The sequence below is a fragment of the Bacillus sp. AFS017336 genome (assembly GCF_002555445.1).
GTDB lineage: Bacteria > Bacillota > Bacilli > Bacillales > Bacillaceae_G > Gottfriedia.
Genome location: NZ_NUCO01000022.1, coordinates 1 through 24,285, shown reverse-complemented (window position 1 = coordinate 24,285; position 24,285 = coordinate 1). Strand labels below are relative to the sequence as shown.

General features: G+C 33.2%; 25 protein-coding genes and 1 other annotated feature. Of the genes, 22 read left to right on the top strand and 3 right to left on the bottom strand.

Going from position 1 to position 24,285, the window contains the following annotated elements:
* Positions 1-26 precede the first annotated feature (26 nt).
* From CN601_RS13825 to CN601_RS13770, 12 genes are all read left to right on the top strand, one after another.
* Complete coding sequence (locus CN601_RS13825; protein ID WP_098171358.1) at positions 27-1,328, top strand: bifunctional folylpolyglutamate synthase/dihydrofolate synthase; 1,302 nt, start codon at positions 27-29, stop codon at positions 1,326-1,328.
* Between the two features lie 24 nt (positions 1,329-1,352).
* Positions 1,353-3,068, top strand: coding sequence for a sensor domain-containing diguanylate cyclase (locus CN601_RS13820; RefSeq protein WP_098171357.1), 1,716 nt, complete (start codon positions 1,353-1,355; stop codon positions 3,066-3,068).
* A 179-nt stretch (positions 3,069-3,247) separates the two neighbouring features.
* Positions 3,248-4,222, top strand: a complete 975-nt coding sequence (locus CN601_RS13815) for a hypothetical protein (RefSeq protein WP_098171356.1) — start codon at positions 3,248-3,250, stop codon at positions 4,220-4,222.
* 316 nt (positions 4,223-4,538) lie between these two features.
* On the top strand, positions 4,539-5,099 hold the full coding sequence (locus CN601_RS13810; protein ID WP_098171355.1) for a Maf family protein: 561 nt from the start codon (positions 4,539-4,541) through the stop codon (positions 5,097-5,099).
* A 21-nt stretch (positions 5,100-5,120) separates the two neighbouring features.
* A complete protein-coding gene (gene radC / locus CN601_RS13805) occupies positions 5,121-5,807 on the top strand; it encodes a RadC family protein (protein ID WP_098120245.1) in 687 nt (228 codons plus the stop codon).
* Between the two features lie 135 nt (positions 5,808-5,942).
* Positions 5,943-6,977: a rod shape-determining protein gene (locus tag CN601_RS13800; protein WP_098120244.1), complete on the top strand. Its 1,035-nt coding sequence runs from the start codon at positions 5,943-5,945 to the stop codon at positions 6,975-6,977.
* 173 nt (positions 6,978-7,150) lie between these two features.
* Entirely contained in the window at positions 7,151-8,005 is an 855-nt protein-coding gene (gene mreC, locus CN601_RS13795) for a rod shape-determining protein MreC (RefSeq protein ID WP_098120243.1), read from the top strand.
* A 7-nt stretch (positions 8,006-8,012) separates the two neighbouring features.
* The gene (gene mreD, locus CN601_RS13790; protein ID WP_098120242.1) at positions 8,013-8,531 is read left to right on the top strand and encodes a rod shape-determining protein MreD; all 519 of its coding nucleotides are present in this window, start codon (positions 8,013-8,015) and stop codon (positions 8,529-8,531) included.
* 47 nt (positions 8,532-8,578) lie between these two features.
* Positions 8,579-9,265 (top strand): septum site-determining protein MinC, encoded by a 687-nt coding sequence (minC, locus tag CN601_RS13785; protein ID WP_098120241.1) that lies wholly within the window; start codon positions 8,579-8,581, stop codon positions 9,263-9,265.
* 2 nt (positions 9,266-9,267) lie between these two features.
* Positions 9,268-10,062 (top strand): septum site-determining protein MinD, encoded by a 795-nt coding sequence (gene minD, locus CN601_RS13780; protein WP_098120240.1) that lies wholly within the window; start codon positions 9,268-9,270, stop codon positions 10,060-10,062.
* Positions 10,063-10,224: 162 nt separating this feature from the next.
* Complete coding sequence (locus CN601_RS13775; protein WP_257131713.1) at positions 10,225-10,995, top strand: M23 family metallopeptidase; 771 nt, start codon at positions 10,225-10,227, stop codon at positions 10,993-10,995.
* Positions 10,988-11,848, top strand: coding sequence for a site-2 protease family protein (locus CN601_RS13770; RefSeq protein WP_098120239.1), 861 nt, complete (start codon positions 10,988-10,990; stop codon positions 11,846-11,848). The genes CN601_RS13775 and CN601_RS13770 overlap by 8 nt, the downstream gene beginning before the upstream one ends.
* A gap of 88 nt (positions 11,849-11,936) precedes the next feature.
* Here the strand turns inward: CN601_RS13770 and CN601_RS13765 are convergent, their stop codons facing one another.
* Positions 11,937-12,503 (bottom strand): glycosyltransferase family A protein, encoded by a 567-nt coding sequence (locus CN601_RS13765; protein ID WP_098171354.1) that lies wholly within the window; start codon positions 12,501-12,503, stop codon positions 11,937-11,939.
* Positions 12,504-12,685: 182 nt separating this feature from the next.
* On the opposite strand from CN601_RS13765, the gene CN601_RS13760 reads away from it, so the two are divergent.
* From CN601_RS13760 to obgE, 6 genes are all read left to right on the top strand, one after another.
* Entirely contained in the window at positions 12,686-14,140 is a 1,455-nt protein-coding gene (locus CN601_RS13760) for an Rne/Rng family ribonuclease (protein WP_179865553.1), read from the top strand.
* Between the two features lie 61 nt (positions 14,141-14,201).
* Positions 14,202-14,277, top strand: a sequence feature (ribosomal protein L21 leader region).
* A 13-nt stretch (positions 14,278-14,290) separates the two neighbouring features.
* Positions 14,291-14,599, top strand: coding sequence for a 50S ribosomal protein L21 (gene rplU, locus CN601_RS13755; RefSeq protein WP_098120236.1), 309 nt, complete (start codon positions 14,291-14,293; stop codon positions 14,597-14,599).
* A gap of 9 nt (positions 14,600-14,608) precedes the next feature.
* On the top strand, positions 14,609-14,944 hold the full coding sequence (locus CN601_RS13750; protein ID WP_098120235.1) for a ribosomal-processing cysteine protease Prp: 336 nt from the start codon (positions 14,609-14,611) through the stop codon (positions 14,942-14,944).
* A 16-nt stretch (positions 14,945-14,960) separates the two neighbouring features.
* Positions 14,961-15,251, top strand: a complete 291-nt coding sequence (gene rpmA, locus CN601_RS13745) for a 50S ribosomal protein L27 (RefSeq protein WP_025672162.1) — start codon at positions 14,961-14,963, stop codon at positions 15,249-15,251.
* Between the two features lie 263 nt (positions 15,252-15,514).
* Entirely contained in the window at positions 15,515-16,057 is a 543-nt protein-coding gene (locus tag CN601_RS13740) for a Spo0B C-terminal domain-containing protein (RefSeq protein ID WP_098120234.1), read from the top strand.
* A 14-nt stretch (positions 16,058-16,071) separates the two neighbouring features.
* The gene (gene obgE, locus CN601_RS13735; RefSeq protein WP_098120233.1) at positions 16,072-17,358 is read left to right on the top strand and encodes a GTPase ObgE; all 1,287 of its coding nucleotides are present in this window, start codon (positions 16,072-16,074) and stop codon (positions 17,356-17,358) included.
* Between the two features lie 532 nt (positions 17,359-17,890).
* On the opposite strand, the gene CN601_RS13730 is transcribed toward obgE, so the two are convergent.
* The gene (locus CN601_RS13730) at positions 17,891-18,427 is read right to left on the bottom strand and encodes a transcription repressor NadR (RefSeq protein WP_098120232.1); all 537 of its coding nucleotides are present in this window, start codon (positions 18,425-18,427) and stop codon (positions 17,891-17,893) included.
* 15 nt (positions 18,428-18,442) lie between these two features.
* Positions 18,443-19,573: an IscS subfamily cysteine desulfurase gene (locus CN601_RS13725; RefSeq protein ID WP_098120231.1), complete on the bottom strand. Its 1,131-nt coding sequence runs from the start codon at positions 19,571-19,573 to the stop codon at positions 18,443-18,445.
* Positions 19,574-19,712: 139 nt separating this feature from the next.
* Between CN601_RS13725 and nadB the strand changes: the two genes are divergently transcribed.
* The 4 genes from nadB to CN601_RS13705 form a co-directional block, all read left to right on the top strand.
* Positions 19,713-21,194, top strand: coding sequence for an L-aspartate oxidase (gene nadB / locus CN601_RS13720; RefSeq protein ID WP_098171352.1), 1,482 nt, complete (start codon positions 19,713-19,715; stop codon positions 21,192-21,194).
* 12 nt (positions 21,195-21,206) lie between these two features.
* Positions 21,207-22,034, top strand: a complete 828-nt coding sequence (gene nadC, locus CN601_RS13715) for a carboxylating nicotinate-nucleotide diphosphorylase (RefSeq protein ID WP_098171351.1) — start codon at positions 21,207-21,209, stop codon at positions 22,032-22,034.
* Between the two features lie 25 nt (positions 22,035-22,059).
* Entirely contained in the window at positions 22,060-23,169 is a 1,110-nt protein-coding gene (gene nadA, locus CN601_RS13710; protein ID WP_098120228.1) for a quinolinate synthase NadA, read from the top strand.
* Positions 23,170-23,511: 342 nt separating this feature from the next.
* A partial coding sequence (locus CN601_RS13705) for a LysM peptidoglycan-binding domain-containing protein (protein ID WP_142317351.1) occupies positions 23,512-24,285 on the top strand: 774 nt, incomplete at its 3' end.

The following is a 24,285-nucleotide window of genomic DNA, read 5'->3' as shown; positions in this document are numbered from 1 at the left end:
TTTTTTACTATAAAGGTGGGGGTAAGATGGTTAGTACATATGAAGAAGCACTGAAATGGATGCATAACAGAACAAAGTTTGGAATTGTACCTGGGTTACAGCGAATGGAAGAAATGCTCGTTCGACTAGGTAATCCACATCTTAACGTAAAAGCAATTCATGTAGCAGGTACAAACGGGAAAGGTTCCACAATCACATTTTTGCAAAGTATATTATTAGACGCAGGGTATACTGTAGGAGCTTTTACATCACCATATATATTAGATTATCGTGAACAAATTATGTTTTGTGGAGAAATGATTAGTGAGGATGAGTTTATTCATTTAGTAAATTGCATGATTCCTGTAGTTGAAGAAGTTGAACAATTGCCATGTGGTGCTCCAACTGAATTTGAGATTATTACAACAATGGCATTTTACTTTTTTGGTAAGGTAAAAGAAAACGATATTTTTATCGTTGAGGCAGGCTTAGGTGGATTAGAGGATTGTACAAACGTAGTAACCCCTTTAATTAGTATCATTACAAGTATCGGTCACGATCACCAACAAATTCTCGGTGAAACATTAGAAGAAATTACTAAGCATAAAGCCGGAATTATTAAAAAAGGGATTCCGATTGTTACTGCAGAGTTAAAAGAAGAAGCATTAAATATTATCCGTGATAAAGCGAAAACAAGTGAAGCTGATTATTTCGAATATGGAAAACATTTCTTTACTTCCTCAATGAAAGATCAACAGACTGAACAATTTTGTTACGAAGGGTTTGGCAATGCAATTGAAAATATCGAGTTATCAATGCTTGGCCAACACCAAATTAGGAATGCTTCATGTGCTATTACAGCAATTCAGCTATTACAAAAACATTATGGAATGAGAATTAGTGAACCTACTATCAAACATGGATTAAAAATAGCTCAAAAAGCCGGAAGATTAGAAAAAATAGTTTCTAGTCCGGTTATTTATATTGATGGTGCTCATAATGTTGAAGGAATAAAAAATCTAGTGGAAACGATGAATGTTCATTTTAAAGATAAGGAAATAAAAATTTTATTTTCAGCTTTAAAAGATAAAAATGTTGAGGAAATGGCAAAAGAATTACGAGAAATGACAAATAATATTGTAATGACAACTTTTGATTTTCCTAGAGCGATGAATAGAGATGAATTAATCTCTAATGCTAATAGTCTAAATATAAATTACGAATGCAATTTACAGACTGCAATAGACGAGAATGTAAAGAATACTCGAGAAAACGAAATATTATTAATAACGGGTTCGTTATATTTTATCTCAGTCGTAAGAAGTTATTTAATAAAAAAATACGTCTAGATTAGTAAAGGAGGGCTACCATTCATGCTTAGTAAGAAAAGTAATAGGTTTATATGGATTACATGGATTGTAATTATGCCTATCATTTTTTATTATGCTTATATGGTTAGCCCTCTTAAACACATCGAACGTTCTAATTTTTTGATTATAATAGCTCTTTTTTTAATTGTTTCAAATATGCCGATAAAAATAAATGACGCTACTTTCTCATTTATTTTCGGAATCTCGATTTTAGTTTTTTTATCGTATGGATTATTTGCAGAGCTATTAATAAGTCAATTAGCTTATGCCATTTTATATATTAGATTGAGTATTACTAAAAAAACTCTTTATCGTATGCCACTTAATTCGATGATGTTTGCACTATGTTCAATTGGAAGTGCATTATTTTATGATTTAGCAGGAGGAAAAATTACTCCTACTGGTACGAAGGAAATTGTAAGTTGTATTTTTCCAGTTTTCATATACACGATTGCATCATTTTGGATTAATCAAATCGTTATTTATTTTGTAACAATTAATTTATATAAAATAGACACTAAATTATTTAATAGAGAATTTAAGTGGGATTTATTTATAAATCTACTAATGTTCCCAATTGGAATTAGTCTATACTTAATGCTTGAAACTAGGGGATATATTACTCTATTTTATATTTCTATTTACTATATAATCTTAATGATTATTTTAAATACTTTGTCATCAACCTTAAATATGAATAAATATTTAAAGAAGACGATGAGAATAAGTCAAAAACTGTCTCAAAAAATGGAAGAAGATGATGTAATAGACGAGTTTTTTGAACAATTAAGCACAATAATTCCTATTTCTAATGGGAATTTATTTTTAGTTGAAGATTCTTCACTCAAATTAAAAAGGTATTTTCAAAATAAGTTTGATGAAAAAAGATTTAGTTGTCCTTACTTTGATACACTTGAAGGCTCGATAACTGAGAAAGTGTATTATGAAAAAATAAGATATAATTTTAATAGGCGAACACAATGGATAACAAATGATCTTTTAAACTGTATTGATGCTGAAAGCTTATTATCAATTCCAATCATAAAGAATCAAGAAGTAGTTGGTGTACTAACAATTGCATCAGAACAAAAAAATGCCTATAAAAAATACCAAATCGTAATGATCGAAATTTTAGCACTATATCTTGCAATTGCGATTGAGAATACGAGGTATTACTTAGAAACAAAAACTAGAAGCGAAACAGACTCTTTAACTGGCATTTATAATTTTGAATATCTCGAATCTAAAATAAAAGATGAATTTGTCCGTTTGAATTCTTCCAAAATTAAGTCAATTTCATTATTATTAATAGATCTAGATTATTTTAAAAGAATAAATGACCAATATGGTCATCAAGCAGGTAATGAAGTTCTATTCGAAGTTGCACAAAGAATTAAAAAGATAGTAGGCCATAATGGATTAGTTGCGCGTTTTGGTGGTGAAGAATTTTCAGTATTGACGGTTAATAATAACGAAGGTGAAACATATGATTTAGCCGAGAAAATAAGAAAATCACTTCAAAATATTCCATTTAGTATAACAAACTATCTGACTAATGATCATCAACAAATTAAATTAACTGTCACGGCGAGTATTGGAGCAGCAGTTGCACCATTTGTAGCAGAAGAGCCAGCTGACTTAATTCGTTGCGCAGACAGAGCTATGTATTCAAAAGCAAAAAATGCAGGAAGAAATAAAGTAGCAATCTATCGTAAATGACCACCGAGGAATAGACTTCGGTGGTCTATTTATTTTTATAGAAAAGGCAGGATTTGCAGGCTTTTTGTAATTTTTTGTTGCACGATACATGGTTGTCCTCGACAAATGTCGGCGAGTTTTTTTGGAATTATATGTTAGTATTTTTTTACGTTTTAAAATAAAGTATTAGGAGGATTCATATGGACAAGTCCTCAAAGATATCGATTAAAATCAATGGTGAGGAAAAAAAATTTGCGGAAGGTGCTGTCACACCTAACGAAAATCAGGTGGAAAAAGATGGAGAATTCGGTTGGGTTTTACCTACTCCAGATGGATTAGGTAAAAAAGTAATTGTTTTGGATGATGTTAAAAAGAAGAAGAAGATGAAACCAGTTGAGAAGGTCAAGACGAAAAAGTCGAAAAAGAAGGCTTCTTTTTTCGTGAAAAAATCACCTTCAAAAAGTATTATTATTTCAATTATTGGTGCAAGTCTAATAGGATTATGCTTTGGATTTGTTTTTTTAGGTATTTTTAAACAAGCAAAACCAGATGCAACTACTCCAACAAGCATTATTGAAAAAGTTGCCGGTACAACTACTCAGGTGGAAACAAATATCCCAACTGTGAAATTTGATTTGGCACAAGTAGGGATGTATAAAACGATGGCAGCTGCAAAGAAAAATGAAAAAGAAGTTTCAAAATTAGGTTATAAACCTGTTATTTATGAAAAGAATAATGCTTTATTTGTTGTTATTGCATTGAGTGGGAAAGAAAGTACATTTTTAGCAGATGAGGTAAAGACAAAACTTAATAGCGCGTATTTAAAAGAAGAAACAATTGCTGGACAAACTTATAAAGGTCCTAAACAATCCGTTGATATGTATAAGGCAGAAGTTGAAACATTTAATTTTATGCTATCATATTTAACAGATCAGAATTTTAATAATGCGAAGCAACTAGAACAAATAACTTCAACGATGCTAATTTTGAGCAAGCAAAAAGTCTATATCAAAAATAAGCAATTATTAAAGGGGCTTAAATATCTACAAAATATCGAAAAAGTCTTGTCCTCAAATAACAAGCAAAGTTTAAATAAGACGACTGAAGCAATTCAAGATAATCTATTATCATTATTTAAAATATTAAAAGAACAAAAAAATACACTGACAAATTAATTTTTGTTAGTGTATTTTTTATTACAAGTTGAATTAAAAGAAATACTATTTTAGTTAAAAACTTCTTACTGCAATATAATTTTAATTAAATTTAATGCTAATTTTACATAGAAAACATAGGAATTATGCAATAAAACATTTAAAAATGAAATTTTAATATTAGGGTATTTTAATACATAACAAAACTTTCATTAATATTACATTTTAGTAACGAATAGGCAACGGAAAGTGTTTTTTGCTAATTTGTGTTATAGTGATTATCTGGGTAGGATAGTCTTGTATCCTTCCTTTTAAAATTAAATAATAGGTGAATGAAATGAAAAAACTTATATTGGCCTCTGCATCTCCTCGACGAAAAGAACTTCTTAGTATGTTAAATATCCCTTTTATCATTGAAACTAGTGATGTTGAAGAAGTAATGGAGCAGAACTTGTCGTCTTCAGAGATTGTATTAAAATTGGCGGAAGAAAAGGCAACAGATGTATCAACTAAATTTACAAATGCTGTTATAATCGGTGCTGATACAATCGTTACTTATAAAGACAAAAAACTAGGTAAGCCTACGTCAAAAGAAGATGCTTTTGCGATGTTAAAAATGCTATCAGGAAATACACATGAGGTTTATACTGGTGTTTCAATTATAAATGAAGGTATAAATAGTAGTTTTTATCAATGTACAAAAATTACTTTCAGTGAGCTTAGTGATCAAGAAATAATTGATTATATCAATACAAATGAACCGATGGATAAAGCTGGCGCTTACGGCATTCAAGGATATGGTGGTACATTCGTAGAGAAAATAGACGGCGACTATTACTCTGTTGTAGGACTTCCGATCAATAAGGTTAAGAAAAAACTTAAGGAATTAAATTTTTAACTATTGATTTGAGGTGGTACCATGTCAAATTCGCTTCTCATTAGAGATTTTCCGAAAGATGAGCGGCCTAGAGAGAGATTGTTGAAATTTGGTCCAGGTAGTTTGACAAACCAAGAATTATTGGCAATTTTGTTAAGAACTGGAACAAAAAATGAATCGGTTTTAAACGTTTCGAACGAACTTTTATTAAAATTTGATGGACTAAGATTATTAATGAACGCGTCTGTAGAAGAAATTTCTAATATTAAAGGAATCGGTGAAGCGAAAGCTGTTCAATTAATTGCTGCCTTTGAGTTAGGAAAAAGAATAAATAGACTTCAATACGACGAAAGATTTATGATAAAAAGTCCAGATGATTGTGCTAAATTTATGATGGATGAAATGAGATTTCTTGAACAAGAGCATTTTGTATGTTTATACTTAAATACGAAAAATCAAGTTATTGCCCGCGAAACAATTTTTAAGGGGAGTTTAAATGCTTCAATTGTTCATCCACGCGAAATATTTAAAGAAGCATTCCGAAGATCAGCAAGCTCGATTATTTGTCTACACAATCATCCAAGTGGGGATCCAACTCCAAGTAGAGAAGATATTGAAGTGACCAAACGATTAGTCGAATGTGGAAAAATAATTGGAATTGAATTACTAGACCACATCATAATTGGTGAACATAAGTATGTCAGTTTAAAAGAAAAAGGTTGCTTTTAAGGGTGTTCATTAGTGGCTAATTGTTTTATAATGTAAGTTATGGATAAAAACCTGTTATTTACTAACGATAAGAAAATATAGTATAGATACTTTAAATATGAATTTAAGTTGTACGTTTTAGAAAGGAAGATACATATGTTTGGATTAGGCGGATTTACACGAGATTTAGGAATAGACTTAGGTACTGCAAATACTTTAGTCTTTGTAAAAGGAAAAGGAATTGTGGTTAGAGAACCATCTGTTGTTGCTTTAAAGACAGATACAAAACAAATTGTTGCTGTAGGTAATTCAGCAAAACTTATGATTGGTCGTACTCCAGGAAATGTTGTTGCAACTAGACCAATGAAAGATGGGGTAATTGCTGATTTTGAAACAACAGCAACGATGATGAAACACTATATTGATCAAGCTCAAAAGAGTAACGGATTTTTCTCACGTAAACCTTATGTAATGGTTTGTGTACCTTCAGGTATTACTGCTGTTGAAAAAAGAGCTGTTATTGATGCGACTAGACAAGCTGGTGCACGTGATGCATTCTTAATTGAAGAACCTTTTGCTGCTGCAATTGGAGCTAATTTACCAGTTATGGAACCGACTGGAAGTATGGTTGTTGATATTGGTGGAGGAACAACTGAAGTTGCAATTATTTCACTTGGTGGAATTGTTACAAGTCAGTCAATCCGTACTGCCGGTGATGATATGGACGAAGCGATCATTCAATATATTAAAAAGAACTATAACTTATCAATCGGTGAACGAACTGCCGAGCAATTAAAGCTTGAAATTGGTTCTGCTATCAATACTGATACAGATGAAAAAATGGATATTCGTGGTCGAGACTTAATTTCAGGTTTACCTAAAACAATTACGATTCATGGAGAAGAAGTTGCGGCTGCATTAAGCGATACAGTTGATGCAATTGTTGAATCTGTGAAAAATACTTTAGAGAAAACTCCACCTGAACTAGCAGCTGATATTATTGATCGTGGAATTGTTTTAACAGGTGGCGGAGCACTTCTTCGTAATCTTGATAAAGTAATTGCACAAGAAACAAATATGCCTGTAATTGTTGCGGAAGACCCTCTTGATTGTGTAGCAATGGGTACAGGTAAAGCATTAGACAATATCGATATATTCAAAAAGAATTTTACTTCAAATTCATATCGATAAATTTTTAGTGGCAGTGTTAAAAAATTCGCTAGTTTTCTAAAAGAAATAGCTCCTAAAGAAAGTTCTTTAATAAGAAGATTAGCAAAAAATGTGTAATCCTCACTAGTATTAGTGAGGATTACACGCATGAATACATTGGAATAAAAGTTGAAATGTTATAAGAGGGTGTAAGAATGCCACAATTTTTTCAAAATAAACGTTTAATGATTGTCCTAGCTGCTATTATCTTACTAGTGGCACTTTTAGGCTATTCTTTAAGAAGTAACAGAAACCTTTCAATTCCCGAGCAGTTTATTAAAGATACAGTAAGTTTGACTGAAAAAGTATTTAATAAACCCGCACAACTTATTGCGGGTTTCTTTAATAATATTGCGGATTTAAAAGATACATACGATGAAAATAAAGTGTTGAAAAGTAAACTTGATAAGTATGTTGAATTATCTGTACATGAGAAGGCTTTAGAAAAAGAAAATAAAGAATTAAAAGACATGATGGGAATTGACAAAAGTCTAAGCGATTATGATACATTTCAAGCTACTGTAACGATTAGAGATCCTGATAAATGGCAACAAATAATAACAATTGATAAAGGATCGTTAAGCGGAATAGAAAAAGAAATGGCTGTTATTACTGCAAAAGGCTTAATAGGAAAAGTGAAGAATGTTTCTAAATTTTCATCAACTGTACAATTATTAAGTTCTTCAGATCGAACGAATCGAATTTCTGCTAAAATCCAAGACAAAAACACGGTTTTTGGTTTGATTGAAGGTTATGATGTTGAGAAACAGGCTTTATTATTCAAACGAATTCCTTCAACTGCAAAAGTAAAAAAAGGACAAACAGTCGTGACTTCGGGTCTAGGTGGTGTTTTTCCGGCTAATTTAGTAATAGGAAAAGTTGAAGAGGTTGTTCCTGATGAACATGGGCTAACACAAACAGCGTATATCAAGCCACAAGCGGATTTTAATGATATTGATCACGTACTTGCTGTTAAACGTTCAATCGATCAGCCAAAGAAAGGAGAGTAGGGAGTAAATGAGTAAGTATGGTTTACCTCTGCTTTTATCACTTCTTTTTATATTAGAAAATATTTATGTTTCAACTGTATCGCCAAATATTCTTGGTCACGATGCGACAGTTGTTCCACATTTTTTATTTTTTGGATTATTATTTATGACGTTATATTATAATCCGAAAAAAGCACTGATTTATGGTGTTATCTTTGGATTTGTTTATGATATTGTTTATACAGAGGTTATTGGTATTTATTTGGCTGCTTTTCCTTTATTTATTTTCTTAATAAGTCAAGCGATGAAAATACTATACGCGAATTTATTCGTTCGAAGTATTCTTGTTTTAATATGGACTGCAGCATTAGAATATTTAGTATACGGGTTAAATGCTTTATTCGGATTTACAAATATGAATAATACATACTTTATGAATCATCGATTATTTCCGACATTATTACTGAATGCACTATTTATATTAATTTTTGCTTATCCTTTCTCATCATTATTAAGAACGATTCGTGAAAATAATGAGGAAAAATAAAGGATTTTTCGGGTGCATGTCGAATTATACAATCGGGGTGAACACTTATCATGGAACAGAGGCAACAATATGTTACAATTAAAGGAACGAAAGATGGTCTAACACTGCACCTCGATGATACATGTTCTTTTCAGATTTTAGTAGATGAAATTGAAGAAAGACTGTCTACCCACTTGTTTGAGAGCAATGATCGTCCCTTACTTGCAGTTCGTTTAAAAATAGGAAATCGTTTTTTATCTCCCGAACAAGATGAAATAATTCGTTCAATTGTTCGTAAAAAGAATAATCTTGTTGTCGAGACAATCGAAAGTAATGTTATTTCGAAGCAAGATGCTATTGAATGGATGAAAAGGGAGGAAATTGTACCTATTTGTAGAATGGTAAGATCCGGTCAGATTCTCCAAGTGAAAGGTGATTTACTGTTAATCGGTGATGTTAACCCAGGTGGAACTGTTATTGCGGGTGGAAATATCTTTATTATGGGTGCTCTAAGAGGTACTGCTCATGCCGGTTTTAATGGTAATAAGGAGGCAGTCATTGCGGCATCAATAATGAGGCCAATGCAGTTGAGAATTTGCAGCATAATGAACAGAGCACCGGATCATTATGGTGATGAAGGCAATGAAATGGAATGTGCTTATATAAATGAAGACGGCCAAATCATTGTCGATCGCATACAATTTCTGACTCATCTTAGACCTAGTTTGACAAGGTTAGAAAGGGGCATGATGTAACTGTGGGAGAGGCTATAGTAATTACATCTGGTAAAGGTGGAGTTGGTAAAACAACAACATCAGCAAATTTGGGAACAGCTTTAGCAATGTTTGGTAAAAAAGTGTGTTTAATTGACACTGATATAGGCCTACGTAACTTAGATGTTGTAATGGGTTTAGAAAATCGTATTGTCTATGATTTAGTAGACGTTGTTGAAGGCCGCTGTAAAACGCACCAGGCACTAATAAAAGATAAGCGCTTTGAATGCTTATACTTATTACCTGCTGCTCAAACAAGTGATAAAACTGCTGTTTCTCCTGAACAAATGAAAGAGCTAGTTGATGAATTGAAAAAAGACTATGATTATATATTAATAGACTGCCCTGCTGGTATTGAACAAGGATATAAAAATGCAGTAGCAGGTGCGGATAAAGCGATTGTTGTCACGACGCCAGAAGTTTCTTCAATTCGTGATGCAGATCGTATTATAGGATTATTAGATCAAGAGGATATTGAACCTCCAAAACTAGTAATCAACCGTATTAGAAGCCACATGATGGAAAATAAAGATAGTTTAGATGTTGATGATATTACATCAATGTTAGCTGTCGATTTAATCGGTATTGTCCAAGATGATGAAAACGTTCTTAAGGCAACTAATAGTGGTGAACCTGTTGCAATGAATCCAAATTCAAAAGCTTCAATTGCATATAGAAATATCGCAAGAAGAGTGCTAGGTGAGTCGGTACCATTGCAATCATTAGAAACAGATAAGAGTATTTTCTTTAAAGTAAAAAAATTATTTGGTATTCGATAACACTTCGTAAACATGCGAAGTGTTTTTCTTTTTTTTAGCCCTTACCGACTAAGAAATTATGCTTTTACGCCTTGGATTACTTTTCAAATTATCTACTCATAAGTTGTCCTATCGACTCATATAAATGAATTAATAAGATTACGAGGAGAGGTGACACACACTTTGAGTAAGCGCGTAGACGATATAAGAAAGCGGATCGCTAAACGGCGAGAACAAGAGGAAAAATGGGGAAATCAGAATCAAATGATGAACAAATTTCCGGTAAAGGAAGTACAAAATGCTGAGGGCGGATACACTTACACTTATGATGATTTGGTAGAAGAGCAAGGGAAAAAGATAATGACAAACTCGAACTTTATGTTTAGGAGTTTGTTAGCTGCGATTATAGTACTTGCTTTAGCAATCATTTTAAAAAGTAGCTCACCTATTGCCTCTCAGGTTCGGCAAGGTCTTTCACAAGTTTATAATAGTGAATTTCAATTTGCTTCACTACAAAAGTGGTACGAAGATCGTTTTGGAACTCCACTAGCTTTTTTACCCCAATTAAATGATAAAAAAGAAAATGTTGGTAGTGATAATTACGCTGTTCCCGCTAGTGGGAAAGTACTACAAAGTTTTAAAACGGATGGTCAAGGAATATTAATTCAAACAGAAGCAAATCAAAAGGTAGATTCAATTAAAAAAGGTCGGGTTATATTTGTAGGAAAGAAAGATAATTTAGGAAATACAGTTATCATTCAACATGCAGATGGCTCAGAATCATGGTACGGAAAGTTGGGCTCCACAAATGTAAAAGTTTATGATGAAGTAGATAGTAAAAAAGTGATCGGAACGGTATCTACTAATGATGATGGGAATCTAGGAACTTATTACTTTGCAATTAAAATGGGGGAAAAATTTATTGATCCGAAACAGGTGATTCCATTTGAATAAATGGCTTGCTCTTCCATCTAAAATTTCAGTTCATCCACTCTATTTATTAATAGCATGTATTGGAATTTTGACCGCAAACTTTTGGTCCGTATTGTTTGTTTCGATTATTATTTTCTGTCATGAATTAGGACACGCAATAGCAGCTACTTCATTTAATTGGCGGATTAACAAAATTACACTTCTTCCCTTTGGAGGTGTCGTCGATCTAGATGAACACGGAAATAGACCAACCTACGAGGAATTTATTGTTACAATCGCTGGACCTATTCAACATTTAACGTTATATATTATTGCTAACATACTTTTTCAAATGAATTTTCTGCCTGAAAATTTATATAATCTTTTTATTAATTTTAATGTTAGTATTCTTTGTTTTAATTTATTACCAATTTGGCCATTGGACGGTGGAAAATTAATCAATCAGTTATTTTCATTAATTTTTCCATTCGTAAAAGCTCATCTATATAGTTTATACTCTTCATTTGTCTTTTTAGTTTTAAGTTCAATCATTACAATTTTAATACAACCAATGAATATTACAATATGGGTTTGTCTATTATTTTTAATTGTTTCTTTATGGGGAGAATGGAAAAATAGGCATTTTGTAGTTATTCGTTTTTTAATGGAACGATTTTATGGAAACAAACCATATATCCAAAAAATTAAATCAATTTCCTTAAATAAAGAAACAAAATTATTTCAAGTCTTTTCTAATTTTCAAAAAGGCTATAAATACAATGTGGTTTTTACATTAGATAGAAAGAACCAACAAATGCTAGATGAAAATGAATTATTACATGCGTACTTTACCGAGAAGAAAGCAACTTATTCGCTTGAAGAACTGATCAGTTAGTTATAGACTCTTGGCACAATTACTATTTCCTAAAAGATAAGTTTAAACAAAAAAGATGGTCTCTACGTGAGGCCATTTTTTTATATAGCTAAACATACCAAGAAGGGTCTTTTGGAATATAATCATAATAATACAGTATAGAATCTATTCTTTTTTGATTTTTTATATCATTTGAAACTCTTCTTCCCCATTCATCGTCTTCTCCAAAACTGATATTGAGAAATTTATGTGAAGATGCGATCTGTTTAGAATAGCACATTAAATGATTAGGTTTCCGGTAATAATAATTGTCATCTTCCCCATGTTCAAACTCTTTCCCATATTTACAAATCTTTGAATATTGGTTGTTAAAATTTACTAAAACATCAAAAACGATACAATCTACCTTTGGTGTTTCACAAATTGCTTGGCATAATAATTCTATATAATTTGATGCAATACGATCATCATCATCGATAAATACTACGTATTCTCCTTTTGCCTGCTCGATTAAAACATTTCTTTTTTCTCCAGTAGTTCTTTTTTTATTTTCTAAAAGAACCAATATTTCAACAGGATATGGTTTACACTGATTTTCCAATTCGTCAACAATACGCTTCAAATAGTCCATTCTTTCAGGTACAGTTGGAATAAGAATTGAAAGAACAATATTCATTTAATCACTCCAATTCTTGTTAAGTTTAGGAATTCAAAATTAAAATATGACTTCAGTTATATAGAAATATAATATTCAATTTTTAATATTCATGTGAGTAGACAATTTGGAATATATTAACTAGCTTTTTTCTATTTAAATGAATAAAATGATAGATACTATACATAGTTAGGAAGATGAGTTTGAAGAAAGTTATTATGAATGTTAAACATTCAGAGAAGAGAATTGCTGTAATTGAGGATGACCAGCTAGTAGAATGGTTTTCATCAGCAGATAAGAATACACATGTAGGAAATATATATATAGGGCAAGTCCAAGAAGTAATGCCAAAATTGAATGCCATTTTTGTAAATATAGGCTTAAATAAAAACGGTTTTTTGCGATTTGAAGATACAATTGAAGGTATGGAATCTGACATAAAGATCGAATCCGTAATTAGACAAAAATTCCACAAAGGTCAATATATTTTAGTTCAAGTCATTAAGGATGCATTTGATGAGAAGGGTCCAAAGTTAACTAATAATATAGAGATTTCAGGTGATTATGTAGTTTATTTTCCACTTACAAAACAAGTAGCAGTTTCAAATAAGATCAAAAAAGAATCAAAACGAAATAAATTATATTCGTTAGGTAGAGAGTATACAAATGAACATGACGGAGTGATTTTCAGATCTTCTTGTGATAATGCAATAACGGATGAAATATTAAGCGAACTGAAAGCTTTTCAGTCATTATATGAGTCACTAAAAAGCCAAGATTATAAAAAAATTTCTTGTGTATGGGAAGCAAATTCGCTATTTACAAAATTTTTTAAACTGCATCCTAAAGATACGATATGTGAATTGATAATTGATGATCTAGTCTCTTACCAAAATTATTTGCCAGCCGAAATACAAGTTACAAGTTATAGAGGGATCGAAAATATATTCGAGGCATTCAAGATTGAGGATCAAATCGAAAAATCATTTAAACAAATAGTCTGGTTAAAGAATGGCTCCTTTCTAATAATAGAACAAACAGAAGCAATGACAGTTATTGATGTTAATACCGGTAAGTTTGGTGGGAAAAATGATCGGGAAGATACTGTATACAAAACGAATCAGCTTGCTGCGATTGAAATTGCTCGCCAATTAAGACTTCGAGATATTGGCGGAATGATTATTATTGATTTTATAAATATGAAAACTACCGAGAAACAAAAAAGTATTTTTGATCTACTAAAGGAATCTTTTAAAGGTGATCGAGCATATACGAAGCTATTTGGATTTACTGACCTCGGCTTATTTGAGCTCACTCGAAAGAGAACGGCACATTCACATATTGAAGCAACACATCAGAAATGTCCTGTGTGTAACGGAAGTGGACTTGTGAAAAATACAGTACAGACTGTTTTTGAACTAGAAAGAGCACTTTGGGAACTTTCAGCAAACGATGTAGAGGCAATACTTGTTGAATGTAACGAAGAAGTTGCAAATGCGTTGAATGGAGAGCAAAATAATCATATTCAAAGACTAGAAAAAGCAATGTTTCTAAAGATATTTTTAAAGATTAGTTCTTCTAAAACACCATTTTACGAAATTGTTAGAACAGGTACGACCAATGAAATGAAGCTTTATTTAGAAGCAGCTAATAGTTAAAGAAGTTATTGACATTCGACATGCATCATGGTAACATCATAATGTTATTGTTTGTAGCGCACCCGTGCTACAACCGCTCATTGTGGGTATTAAATTGCTTTATAGCATGCCTACTTTTGGCGAGTCTTAGACTATTGAGGAGGTGCAATTATGTACGCAATTATTGAAACTGGTGGTAAACAAATCAAAGTTGAAGAAGGTCAAGTAATCTACATCGAAAAACTTGATACTAACGCAGGTGAAACTGTAACATTCGACAAAGTTTTATTCGTAGGTGGCGAAAACATCAAAGTTGGTAGCCCAACTGTTGAAGGAGCTACTGTAACTGCAAAAGTTGAAAAGAACGGTAAAGCTAAAAAGATTCTTGTATTCAAATACAAATCTAAAAAGAACTACCGTCGTAAGCAAGGTCATCGTCAACCTTACACTAAAGTTGTTATCGAAAAAATCAACGCTTAATTTTAAGTGATGACTAAAATAACAATTGAACGTTTAAAAGATGGACGTATAGGGTCCTTTAAAATAAGTGGACATGCATTTTTTGCTGATTCTGGTACTGACATTGTCTGTGCGGGTATTTCAGCAGTTTCGATTGGAACTATTAATGCATTGGAAGCAATTTGTCATATAGCTTCTGAATTAAATACGGTTATTGATGAAAAGAGAGCAATCTTGAAGTATCAATTACCAATTGATTTAAACGATGAAAATATGCAAAAAGCGCAACTTATCCTTGAAGCGATGATCGTATCTTTACAAACTATCGCTGCAAGTTACGGTGACTTTGTCACTATAAACGAGTAAAACAGGAGGTGTAACCATGTTAAAATTAAATCTTCAGTTATTTGCTTCTAAAAAGGGAGTAGGTTCTACAAAAAACGGTCGTGACTCAATGTCAAAACGTCTTGGCGCTAAACGTGCTGATGGACAATTCGTAACTGGTGGTTCAATTCTTTACCGTCAACGCGGCACTAAGATTTATCCAGGTGTAAACGTTGGTCGTGGTGGAGATGACACATTATTTGCGAAGGTTGATGGCGTAGTTAAATTCGAACGTTTAGGCCGTGACCGCAAACAAGTAAGTGTATACCCTGTAGCTCAAGAAGCTTAAGAAACTAACTTAGAAACTCTAACCTTTTAGGTTAGAGTTTTTCTTTACACAAGAAATTTTAATTTCTTAATTTCTAATAAATTGCTTTTCAACTTCAAAAAGAGTTGATCACAGCAACCTCTCAAACAATATGCTCCGAGACTCGGCATTGTACTGGTTAAAAACTAGTTTGGGACGTTCAAAATGAATTACCAAAATGCCGAGTCTATTTAATAATTTTACCTTCATAAATACCAAAAATGTAAACCTATAGGAGAAATACAATGCAGGAGAAATGGGACGTTCTAGAGGTATTAAGACATTCACGTCATGATTGGTTAAATCGAATTCAATTAATAAAAGGATATATGGCCACTGGTCAAGCCGAACAATTAGAAGAAACGATGACGAAAATAGTCGCTGATTCTTTAAATGAAGCAAAAATTTGTTCGTTAAAAATTCCAGAGTTTGCAGAATTTATTATTACGTATAACTGGAAGCCTCGTACAATTGTGCTAGATTATGAAATTTTAGGTGAACCATGTTCGCTAAAAAATTTGGATCAAGTGATGACAGAATGGATTCAAATTTTTTTAGAAAAGCTAGAATCTTGGGTACATATTTATGAGGAAAATTTTGTTAGTTTAACAATTGAAATAAATGATAAAACAGTTAGTTTCTTTTTTGACTTCAGAGGTAAACTAACTAAGAAAGAAGAAATGTTGAAGTGGATTGTTTCATCATCAAATGACAGCTCGAAAATAAGAATGATGTCATATTTTTGTGAAACAGATGAGTGCAGTATCGAATTTAAAATGGAAAAATAAAGAGTGGTGGATTTATGTTTATTGATCAAGTCAAGATATATGTAAAAGGTGGTGACGGCGGAAATGGTATGGTAGCCTTCCGTCGTGAGAAGTATGTACCAAAAGGTGGCCCAGCTGGTGGCGACGGTGGTAAAGGTGCTAATGTTGTTTTTAGAGTAGATGAAGGATTAAGAACATTAATGGATTTCCGTTATAAACGTCATTTTAAAGCAGACCGTGGTCAACACGGTATGTCAAAAAGTCAACATGGTAAAGGCGCAGATGATATGATTGTAAAGGTACCACCTGGAACAATCGTTACAGACGCTGATACTGGCGAATTAATAGCCGACCTTACAATGGATGGTCAAACAGCTATTATTGCAAGAGGAGGCCGTGGAGGCCGTGGGAATAGTCGATTTGCTACTCCTGCAAATCCAGCTCCAGAAATTGCTGAAAATGGTGAGCCAGGTAAAGAAAGAAACATTCAACTAGAACTTAAAGTTTTAGCTGATGTTGGATTAGTTGGTTTCCCAAGCGTTGGTAAATCAACATTATTATCTGTTGTAAGTTCTGCTAGACCAAAAATCGCTGAATATCATTTTACAACAATTGTTCCGAACTTAGGTGTAGTCGAAACTGAAGATAGTCGTAGCTTCGTAATGGCTGATTTACCTGGATTAATCGAAGGAGCCCATCAAGGTGTAGGACTTGGACATCAATTCTTACGTCATATCGAAAGAACACGTGTAATTGTTCATGTTATTGATATGTCAGGTCTTGAAGGTAGAGATCCTTATGAAGATTACTTAACAATCAATCAAGAGCTTAAAGAATACAATCTACGTTTAACTGAACGACCTCAAGTAGTCGTTGCAAATAAAATGGATATTCCAGAATCTGAAGAAAACTTAGCTAAATTTAAGGAACAAGTTGGGGATGAGGTTCAAATTTTCCCAATTTCAGCAGTAACACGCCAAGGATTACGTGACTTATTATTTACTGTTGCAGATTTAGTTGAAACAACTCCAGAATTCCCACTTCATGATGAAGAGGAAGACAAACCATTACGTGTTCTTTATAAATACCAAAAAGAAGCGCCAAGTTTCGAAATTACTCGTGAAAGTGATGGAACGTTTGTCGTTAAAGGTGAAGAACTTGAGAAGGTATTCAAAATGACTAACTTTGAACGTGAAGAATCGATTCGTCGATTTGCTCGTCAAATGCGTGGTATGGGTATCGATGAAGCATTACGTGAGCGCGGTGCGAAAAATGGAGATATCGTTAAAATTTCTGAATATGAATTCGAGTTTATCGATTAATCATTTCAATATTAAAAGAGGGTGTCTTAAAAGATACCTTCTTTTTTTTAGTTACAAATAAGAAACTGCAAATGGAGTTATTAGTATCTCAGAAAAGTGAAGTATAGTGGAATCAAGCTACAAATTGGAGGAAGTAGAACTGCAAATAAGTGTGGTTTTGGTGCAATTAAATAATGATCAATCGCAAATAAAATTATCGAATCGCAATTAAAACCACAAAATCGCAATTAAAACCTCGGGAATCGCAAATAAATTGAAGTAATACCCATACCGGTTAGGGGATTATGACATGTAAATTGTGTAAAATATTAACTTCAAAAGAAAGTGCAACGCAGAGATACCCCCGCTCAAGCTACTATTACAATTAAAAAAGGGCACTCGTAGTCAATGACTCTGACCTACAAGACGCCCCATTCTAAATGAACTAAAATTCCTAAATTGATCAGAACTCGTCGTACTAAGTACCAGCTATATCATAATAAGCAGAATTTCCTAAGAACCTGCTACTCAGGACAACTTCTCCTAATTACCTCTAAGGCATATCTACCAAAAAACCTGCATTTTTCAATTGTAAGATCGCACTTTCTATCTGATTTTCACTATCTGCCTCGATTGTATGAAGATGAGTTCCGTTTGTTAAGTTAGACAGAGGGACGGACCTTGTCTCTGCCATTTTTTGAAGAAATAAGTTAATATCATAACGATTTGTAATTTGTAATTGGGCTGTGATGTATCCGTAGACAGGATGTTCAACCATTACGTCTTTAACAGTTACGCCATGATCGACTAAAATTTCTAGTTCTCTTTGGGTATCTTCAGATGTATGGTGACAAATAATCACTTTTGTAATTTTGTCAGTTTCTTTATTAGGATGAATATAAATATATCCTTGAGCAGTTGCTAATATAGGCTCATTTTTCGCTTTTAATAGTGTAATATCACCTACAACTACTTGCCGACTGACATTGGCTCTTTTAGCTAAAGAATTGCCTGATAAGGGTGCCTCAGATTCCTTTAGCCATTGTAGTACTTTGTTTCTTCTTTCTTCTCCTAAAAGTTTCTTATTCATTTTTAAATTCCTCGATTAAAGATTTTGGTTAATAATTAATTTTAATACAGACGAAAATTGCTTTAAATCTTCTTCCGTTGTAAGTTTACCGATTGAAATTCTGAAAAATTGTTTAGCCTCATGTTGATTTCTTCCTATAGCAAGCATTGTTTCTGAAGGTTTTTGCATACCTATTGCACAAGCACTTCCTGTTGAAATGGCAAATTGATGTCGATTACATTCTAACATAACAAATTGTCCTTCAAGTCCAATAATCCTCATTCCAATTATATTTGGGATACATTCTTCATCTGAGCCTTCAAATTTCACAAGATGTTGAACGTCTTGTAATTGAGATTTTAATAATTTTTTTAAACGGTGATATCTCGCTTGCTCTTCTGATCGATTTTTTATTAAATGACCGGCTGCAGTGACAAATGAAGCGATCGCCGGCACGTTAACTGTACCTGGACGGATTCCGCTCTCATGAGATGTACCAGGATAGATTGGTTGGCACGTTAGTTTAGGATTTAAATAAAGAGCTCCTACACCTTTTGGGCCATATAATTTATGGCTTGAAATACTTATACTAGAGATTTCTGAATTTGATACATCAATTTCTAATTTTCCAAATGATTGTACACAGTCACAATGAAGTAAAATATTTGAGCGTTTAAATAAATTAGCGATTTCGTCTATAGGTTGAATTGCACCTATTTCAGAATTTACATGTTGGAAAATGCCTAAAATAGTATCTTCACGAATTGCGTTTGAAATTTGTTCTAATGAAATATTACCATTATTTGTAACAGGTAAATAAGTTATTTCATATCCTTGTTCTTTCAAAACTTGTAAATAATTACCAATTGAAGAATGCTCTAATGTTGTTGTTAAAATATGTTTTCCGACTTTTTTTGTACTTTTCAGCAGTGTTTGGATTGCAATTAAATTTGATTCAGTTCCGCCACTTGTAAAGTAAATTGATGCAGGGCTAGCCTTTATAAATTCCGCTAATTGTTTGCGGCAAGCTTCGAGTAGTAGTGATGCATTTGAGCCAATATCATGCAAGCTTCGCTCATTACCAAAGTAATTTTTAGAGGCAGTTACAAATGTCTCCAATGCTTCGTCACTCATTGGAGTTGTAGCAGCATAGTCTAAATAAATCAATTTGAAGCCTCCTTTTATTTACATTAAAAAAATATTTCTTGTCATTAGTTTAAATATATGTAAATATAGGTGTCAAGACAGCTTTTTTATCTGTATGATAAAAAGTTAAATTGATGTACTGAAAATGGAGGGGGCAACTATGCGAAATGCAGATGTTGTCATTATTGGCAGTGGAATAGCTGCTTTAATGGCTGCTGAGGAAATTTGTCAGTCTAAAAATGTGATTCTATTCACAAAGAAGAAAATTTGGGACAGTAATTCTATGCTAGCTCAAGGTGGAATTGCTGCAGTCATGTCAGAAGACGATTCATGGGAAATTCATAAAGAAGATACACTCATTGCTGGTTGTAATGTAAATAATATAGAAGCTGTAGAAGAGCTTGTTAAAAACGGAACAATGTCTATGAAAGATCTTGTTTCTATTGGTATGGTATTTGATAAAGATGAGACTGGCCAGTTTCATCTCGGTAGAGAAGGAGCGCATCGTAAAAATAGAATTTTACATGCTGGCGGAGATGCTACAGGTAAGCACTTAGTTGAAACTGTTTATGAGCGGATAAAAGATAAAATTACAATCATTGAAGATGAAATGGCAATCGATTTAATGATTCAAGATGGAAAATGCAAAGGCGTCTTTACTCTTAACGAAGCTGGTGAAATAATTTCTTACGTTGCTAGCACGACTCTACTTGCAACAGGTGGGATTGGGGCAATGTATCAATTTAGTTCTAATAATAAGTCCATAACAGGGGATGGAATTGCGATGGCTTATCGAGCTGGATGCGAGATGGCAGATCTTGAATTTATTCAATTCCACCCTACAATGCTTTATATTAACGGGGCATGTAAAGGGCTTGTGTCAGAAGCTGTTAGAGGAGAAGGAGCTTGTTTAGTCACTAAATCTGGTCGTCGCATTATGAAAGGACTACATCCTTTTGAAGATTTAGCACCTAGAGACGTTGTTAGTAGGGCAATATTTAATGAAATGCAAAATGGAGAAGAAATTTATTTATCAATCGAAATGATTAATGGATTTGAAAAACGTTTCCCGACAATTACATCAAATCTTATTAATAATGGAATTGATCTGAAAAAAGGTTTAATTCCCGTTGTTCCAGGCGCACATTTCCATATGGGTGGAGTAAAGACATCTACAAACGGAGAAACAACAATTCCTGGATTGTATGCGGTGGGTGAGGTGGCTTGTACAGGTGTTCACGGTGCAAATCGACTTGCTAGTAACTCCTTATTAGAAGGGATTGTGTTTGGGAAAAAAGTTGCTAAGTTTATTGCTAACCTTCAGTCTACTTCTACTAATGCGAATGAACAAAAATACATGATTCCACGACATAGGTCCTTACCAACAAAGGACGAAATTAAAGAAAAAATGATGAAATACATCGGCATAGTAAGAAATGAAGTAGATTTAGAGAAGGCAATCTCGTACTTTTCTTATTACTTAGAATCTGAAACATTAGATTCTCGACCAATGAGCAAAGATGAGTTAGAAAGATACAATATGTTAACTACTGGAAAATTAATTGCAGAAGCGGCATTGGGGAGAAAAGAAAGCATCGGCTCACATTTTATAGAATATATAGATCAACCAGCTACTATTTGAGGAGAGAATATAATGAATACATTAAAAGCTAAAAAAATGATTGAGCAATTTTTATTAGAAGATATCGGAGAAGGCGACTTATCTTCCATTCATATTTTTCCTATGCATGAACGAACAACTGGAAAAGTTCTTGCAAAAGCAGATGGGGTAATTGCTGGAACGGAATTAATCGAGATCACTTATAAACTACTTCATGAAAATGTTTCAGTTAATCTACATGTACAAGATGGTGAGTTAGTTAAAGCAGGCCAATTGCTTGCTGAAGTAGAAGGACCTGTTCAAGTTTTATTATCTGGGGAACGAGTTATGCTAAATCTTTTACAAAGAATGAGCGGAATTGCAACACTTACTTCACAAGCTGTAGAAACACTGAACGATGAGAAAATAAAATTAGTAGATACAAGAAAAACGATGCCTGGTTTACGTTTATTCGATAAATATGCAGTTACTTGTGGTGGTGGAGCAAATCACCGATTCGGTCTATACGATGCTGTAATGCTTAAAGATAATCATATTGCGTATGCAGGTTCTATAAATAATGCAGTTGACGCATTACGAAATAAATTAGGTCACATGGTCAAAATTGAAGTTGAGACTGAAAATAAAGATCAAGTAATTCAAGCAATTGAAGCTGGCGCGGATGTAATTATGTTTGATAATCGAACTCCTGATGAAATTAAAGAATTTGTTAAGCTTGTACCAGAATCAATTGTAACGGAAGCATCAGGTGGTATAACGTTAGAAAATTTAGCTAGTTTTCAAAACTGTGGTGTAAATGTTATTTCTTTAGGTTGTTTAACACATTCGGCAAAAGCATTAGATATAAGCTTCTATTTATAATAGAAAAGGGATTGGAGTGGGGATAATGAACGTTTTAGATATGATTCAAAAAAATGAGGGATATCAAATTCCTGATGAGTACTATAAATTATCAACTGAGGAAATGGAAAAAAGAGTAAGAGAAATTAAAGAGAGATTAGGTGAAGAACTTTTCATTCCTGGTCATCATTACCAAAAAGAAGAAGTTGTCGTTTTTTCAGACTCAACTGGTGACTCTCTTCAATTAGCACAAGTGGCAGCTAATAATAAAAAAGCAAAATATATAGTTTTCTGTGGTGTACATTTTATGGCAGAAACAGCAGACATTTTAACTGAAGAAGAACAGGTTGTTATCTTACCGGATATGAGAGCGGGCTGTTCAATGGCAGATATGGCCGATCATCATCAAACTGATCGTGCATGGGTAGAATTACAAAAGCTGTTCGGAGACACAATTTTACCGCTAACATATGTTAATTCAACTGCTGCAATTAAAGCGTTTGTTGGCCGAAATGATGGTGCAACTGTAACATCATCTAACGCTAAAAAGGTTGTTTCTTGGGCGTTTACACAAAAAGAGCGTATATTATTTTTACCAGATCAACATTTAGGCCGAAATACTGCGTTTGAATTAGGTGTACCATTAGAGCATATGGCGATTTGGAATCCGATAAACGACACTTTAGAATATGATGGTGATATTAATAACATCAAAGTTATTCTTTGGAAAGGTCACTGCTCGGTTCATGAGAACTTTACCGTTAAAAATATTGAGAATGTGCGAAAGAATCATCCTGATATGAGAATTATTGTGCATCCTGAGTGCTCTAGAGAAGTAGTAGCAGCAAGTGATGATAATGGATCAACAAAATATATTATTGACCAAATTGAGGCAGCTCCTGCTGGAAGTAAATGGGCGATTGGAACTGAAATGAATTTAGTACAAAGAATAATAAAAAATCATTCAGATAAAGAAATTATTTCTTTAAATCCATTTATGTGTCCTTGTTTAACGATGAATCGAATTGACTTACCACATTTATTATGGTCATTAGAAAATATCGAAAAAGGTACGATCCAAAATATTATTAAAGTAGATAAACAAACTGCTAAAGATGCAATTAAAGCGTTAGATAAAATGCTTGAGCTTGCTTAAATAATAATTAGTTTCAATCAAGTAAAGATCATTTAGTTCATTTGAGCTAAATGATTTTTTTTTGCAAATTAAAAAAGTTAAATAAATAGCGGTAAAGAAAAATCGACGTTTTACCAATTGTAATTATAAGTATTTGGGCAACTATACCTCTGTCTTCGCTTAGAGGCTCGCCAATTGGCGATTTTTCTTAATAGAAAAAGCAAGAAAAAAGTAAATATTTATACGAGCCTACTCATGCAATTTACATTTCCTCCTATCATAAATATAAATATTCAGACATACATTGTTGTGAGGTACTAATGTACAATCCAACGTAGAGGCAATTGGTCAGGAGGGGAAAAGGTGAGAATTCACATAGTTCTAAAGGGCGATACCCTTAAGAGCATTGCTCAAAAATATAATACTGAATATGAAGAGTTAGTTAAATTAAATGCCCAACTAAGTAATCCAAATATGATTTATCCTGGCATGAAAATAAAAGTGCCAGAAAGAAGCGAGAAACCAGCTCCATTAGGTTCTAAAAAGGAAAAACAAGTTCAACCTGTAGCTCAACCACAGCCTGTTGTTCAACCTACAGCTGAACAACCACAGCCTGTTGTTCAACCTGCAGCTGAACAACCAAAACCTGCTGTCCAACCGACTACTAAGCCTGAAAAAAATCTTAATATTAATGTAGAGGTTTCACCGACAGTAAAACCAGTAATTCAGGTACCTATTCCACCTGCAAAACCGACTGTATCACCTGCGACAAATAATGCGAATCAACAAGTATCTCCTGTTCAAACTGGAAAACCAAATGCGAACAAACCGCAAGTTGTTTCGCCAGTGGCAGTTAAAATCCCGACAATTGATAATAAATCAAATGTGAATACCAAGGGAGGACAAAGCATGTCAGAGAAAAAGAACTACTTCCCAGGATCATTGGTTTCTCCAACAACACCAAATCCGAATTCGCAAGTATCGCCTGTGGAAACAGGAAAACCAAATCAACAAGTGTCACCAGTAGCAACAGGAAAACCAAATCAACAAGTATCGCCTGTAACAATTGGGAAGCCGAATAAACAAGGATCACCAGTAGCAACCGGAAAGCCGAATCAACAAGTATCACCAGTAGCA

Excerpts from the sequence above, each read along its gene's own strand:
- CN601_RS13825 (WP_098171358.1), top strand. The coding sequence starts at position 27 with ATGGTTAGTACATATGAAGAAGCACTGAAATGGATGCATAACAGAACA.
- CN601_RS13820 (WP_098171357.1), top strand. The coding sequence starts at position 1,353 with ATGCTTAGTAAGAAAAGTAATAGGTTTATATGGATTACATGGATTGTA.
- CN601_RS13815 (WP_098171356.1), top strand. The coding sequence starts at position 3,248 with ATGGACAAGTCCTCAAAGATATCGATTAAAATCAATGGTGAGGAAAAA.
- CN601_RS13810 (WP_098171355.1), top strand. The coding sequence starts at position 4,539 with ATGAAAAAACTTATATTGGCCTCTGCATCTCCTCGACGAAAAGAACTT.
- radC (WP_098120245.1), top strand. The coding sequence starts at position 5,121 with ATGTCAAATTCGCTTCTCATTAGAGATTTTCCGAAAGATGAGCGGCCT.
- CN601_RS13800 (WP_098120244.1), top strand. The coding sequence starts at position 5,943 with ATGTTTGGATTAGGCGGATTTACACGAGATTTAGGAATAGACTTAGGT.
- mreC (WP_098120243.1), top strand. The coding sequence starts at position 7,151 with ATGCCACAATTTTTTCAAAATAAACGTTTAATGATTGTCCTAGCTGCT.
- mreD (WP_098120242.1), top strand. The coding sequence starts at position 8,013 with ATGAGTAAGTATGGTTTACCTCTGCTTTTATCACTTCTTTTTATATTA.
- CN601_RS13765 (WP_098171354.1), bottom strand. The coding sequence starts at position 12,503 with ATGAATATTGTTCTTTCAATTCTTATTCCAACTGTACCTGAAAGAATG.
- rplU (WP_098120236.1), top strand. The coding sequence starts at position 14,291 with ATGTACGCAATTATTGAAACTGGTGGTAAACAAATCAAAGTTGAAGAA.
- CN601_RS13750 (WP_098120235.1), top strand. The coding sequence starts at position 14,609 with ATGACTAAAATAACAATTGAACGTTTAAAAGATGGACGTATAGGGTCC.
- rpmA (WP_025672162.1), top strand. The coding sequence starts at position 14,961 with ATGTTAAAATTAAATCTTCAGTTATTTGCTTCTAAAAAGGGAGTAGGT.
- CN601_RS13740 (WP_098120234.1), top strand. The coding sequence starts at position 15,515 with ATGCAGGAGAAATGGGACGTTCTAGAGGTATTAAGACATTCACGTCAT.
- obgE (WP_098120233.1), top strand. The coding sequence starts at position 16,072 with ATGTTTATTGATCAAGTCAAGATATATGTAAAAGGTGGTGACGGCGGA.
- CN601_RS13730 (WP_098120232.1), bottom strand. The coding sequence starts at position 18,427 with ATGAATAAGAAACTTTTAGGAGAAGAAAGAAGAAACAAAGTACTACAA.
- nadB (WP_098171352.1), top strand. The coding sequence starts at position 19,713 with ATGCGAAATGCAGATGTTGTCATTATTGGCAGTGGAATAGCTGCTTTA.
- nadC (WP_098171351.1), top strand. The coding sequence starts at position 21,207 with ATGAATACATTAAAAGCTAAAAAAATGATTGAGCAATTTTTATTAGAA.
- nadA (WP_098120228.1), top strand. The coding sequence starts at position 22,060 with ATGAACGTTTTAGATATGATTCAAAAAAATGAGGGATATCAAATTCCT.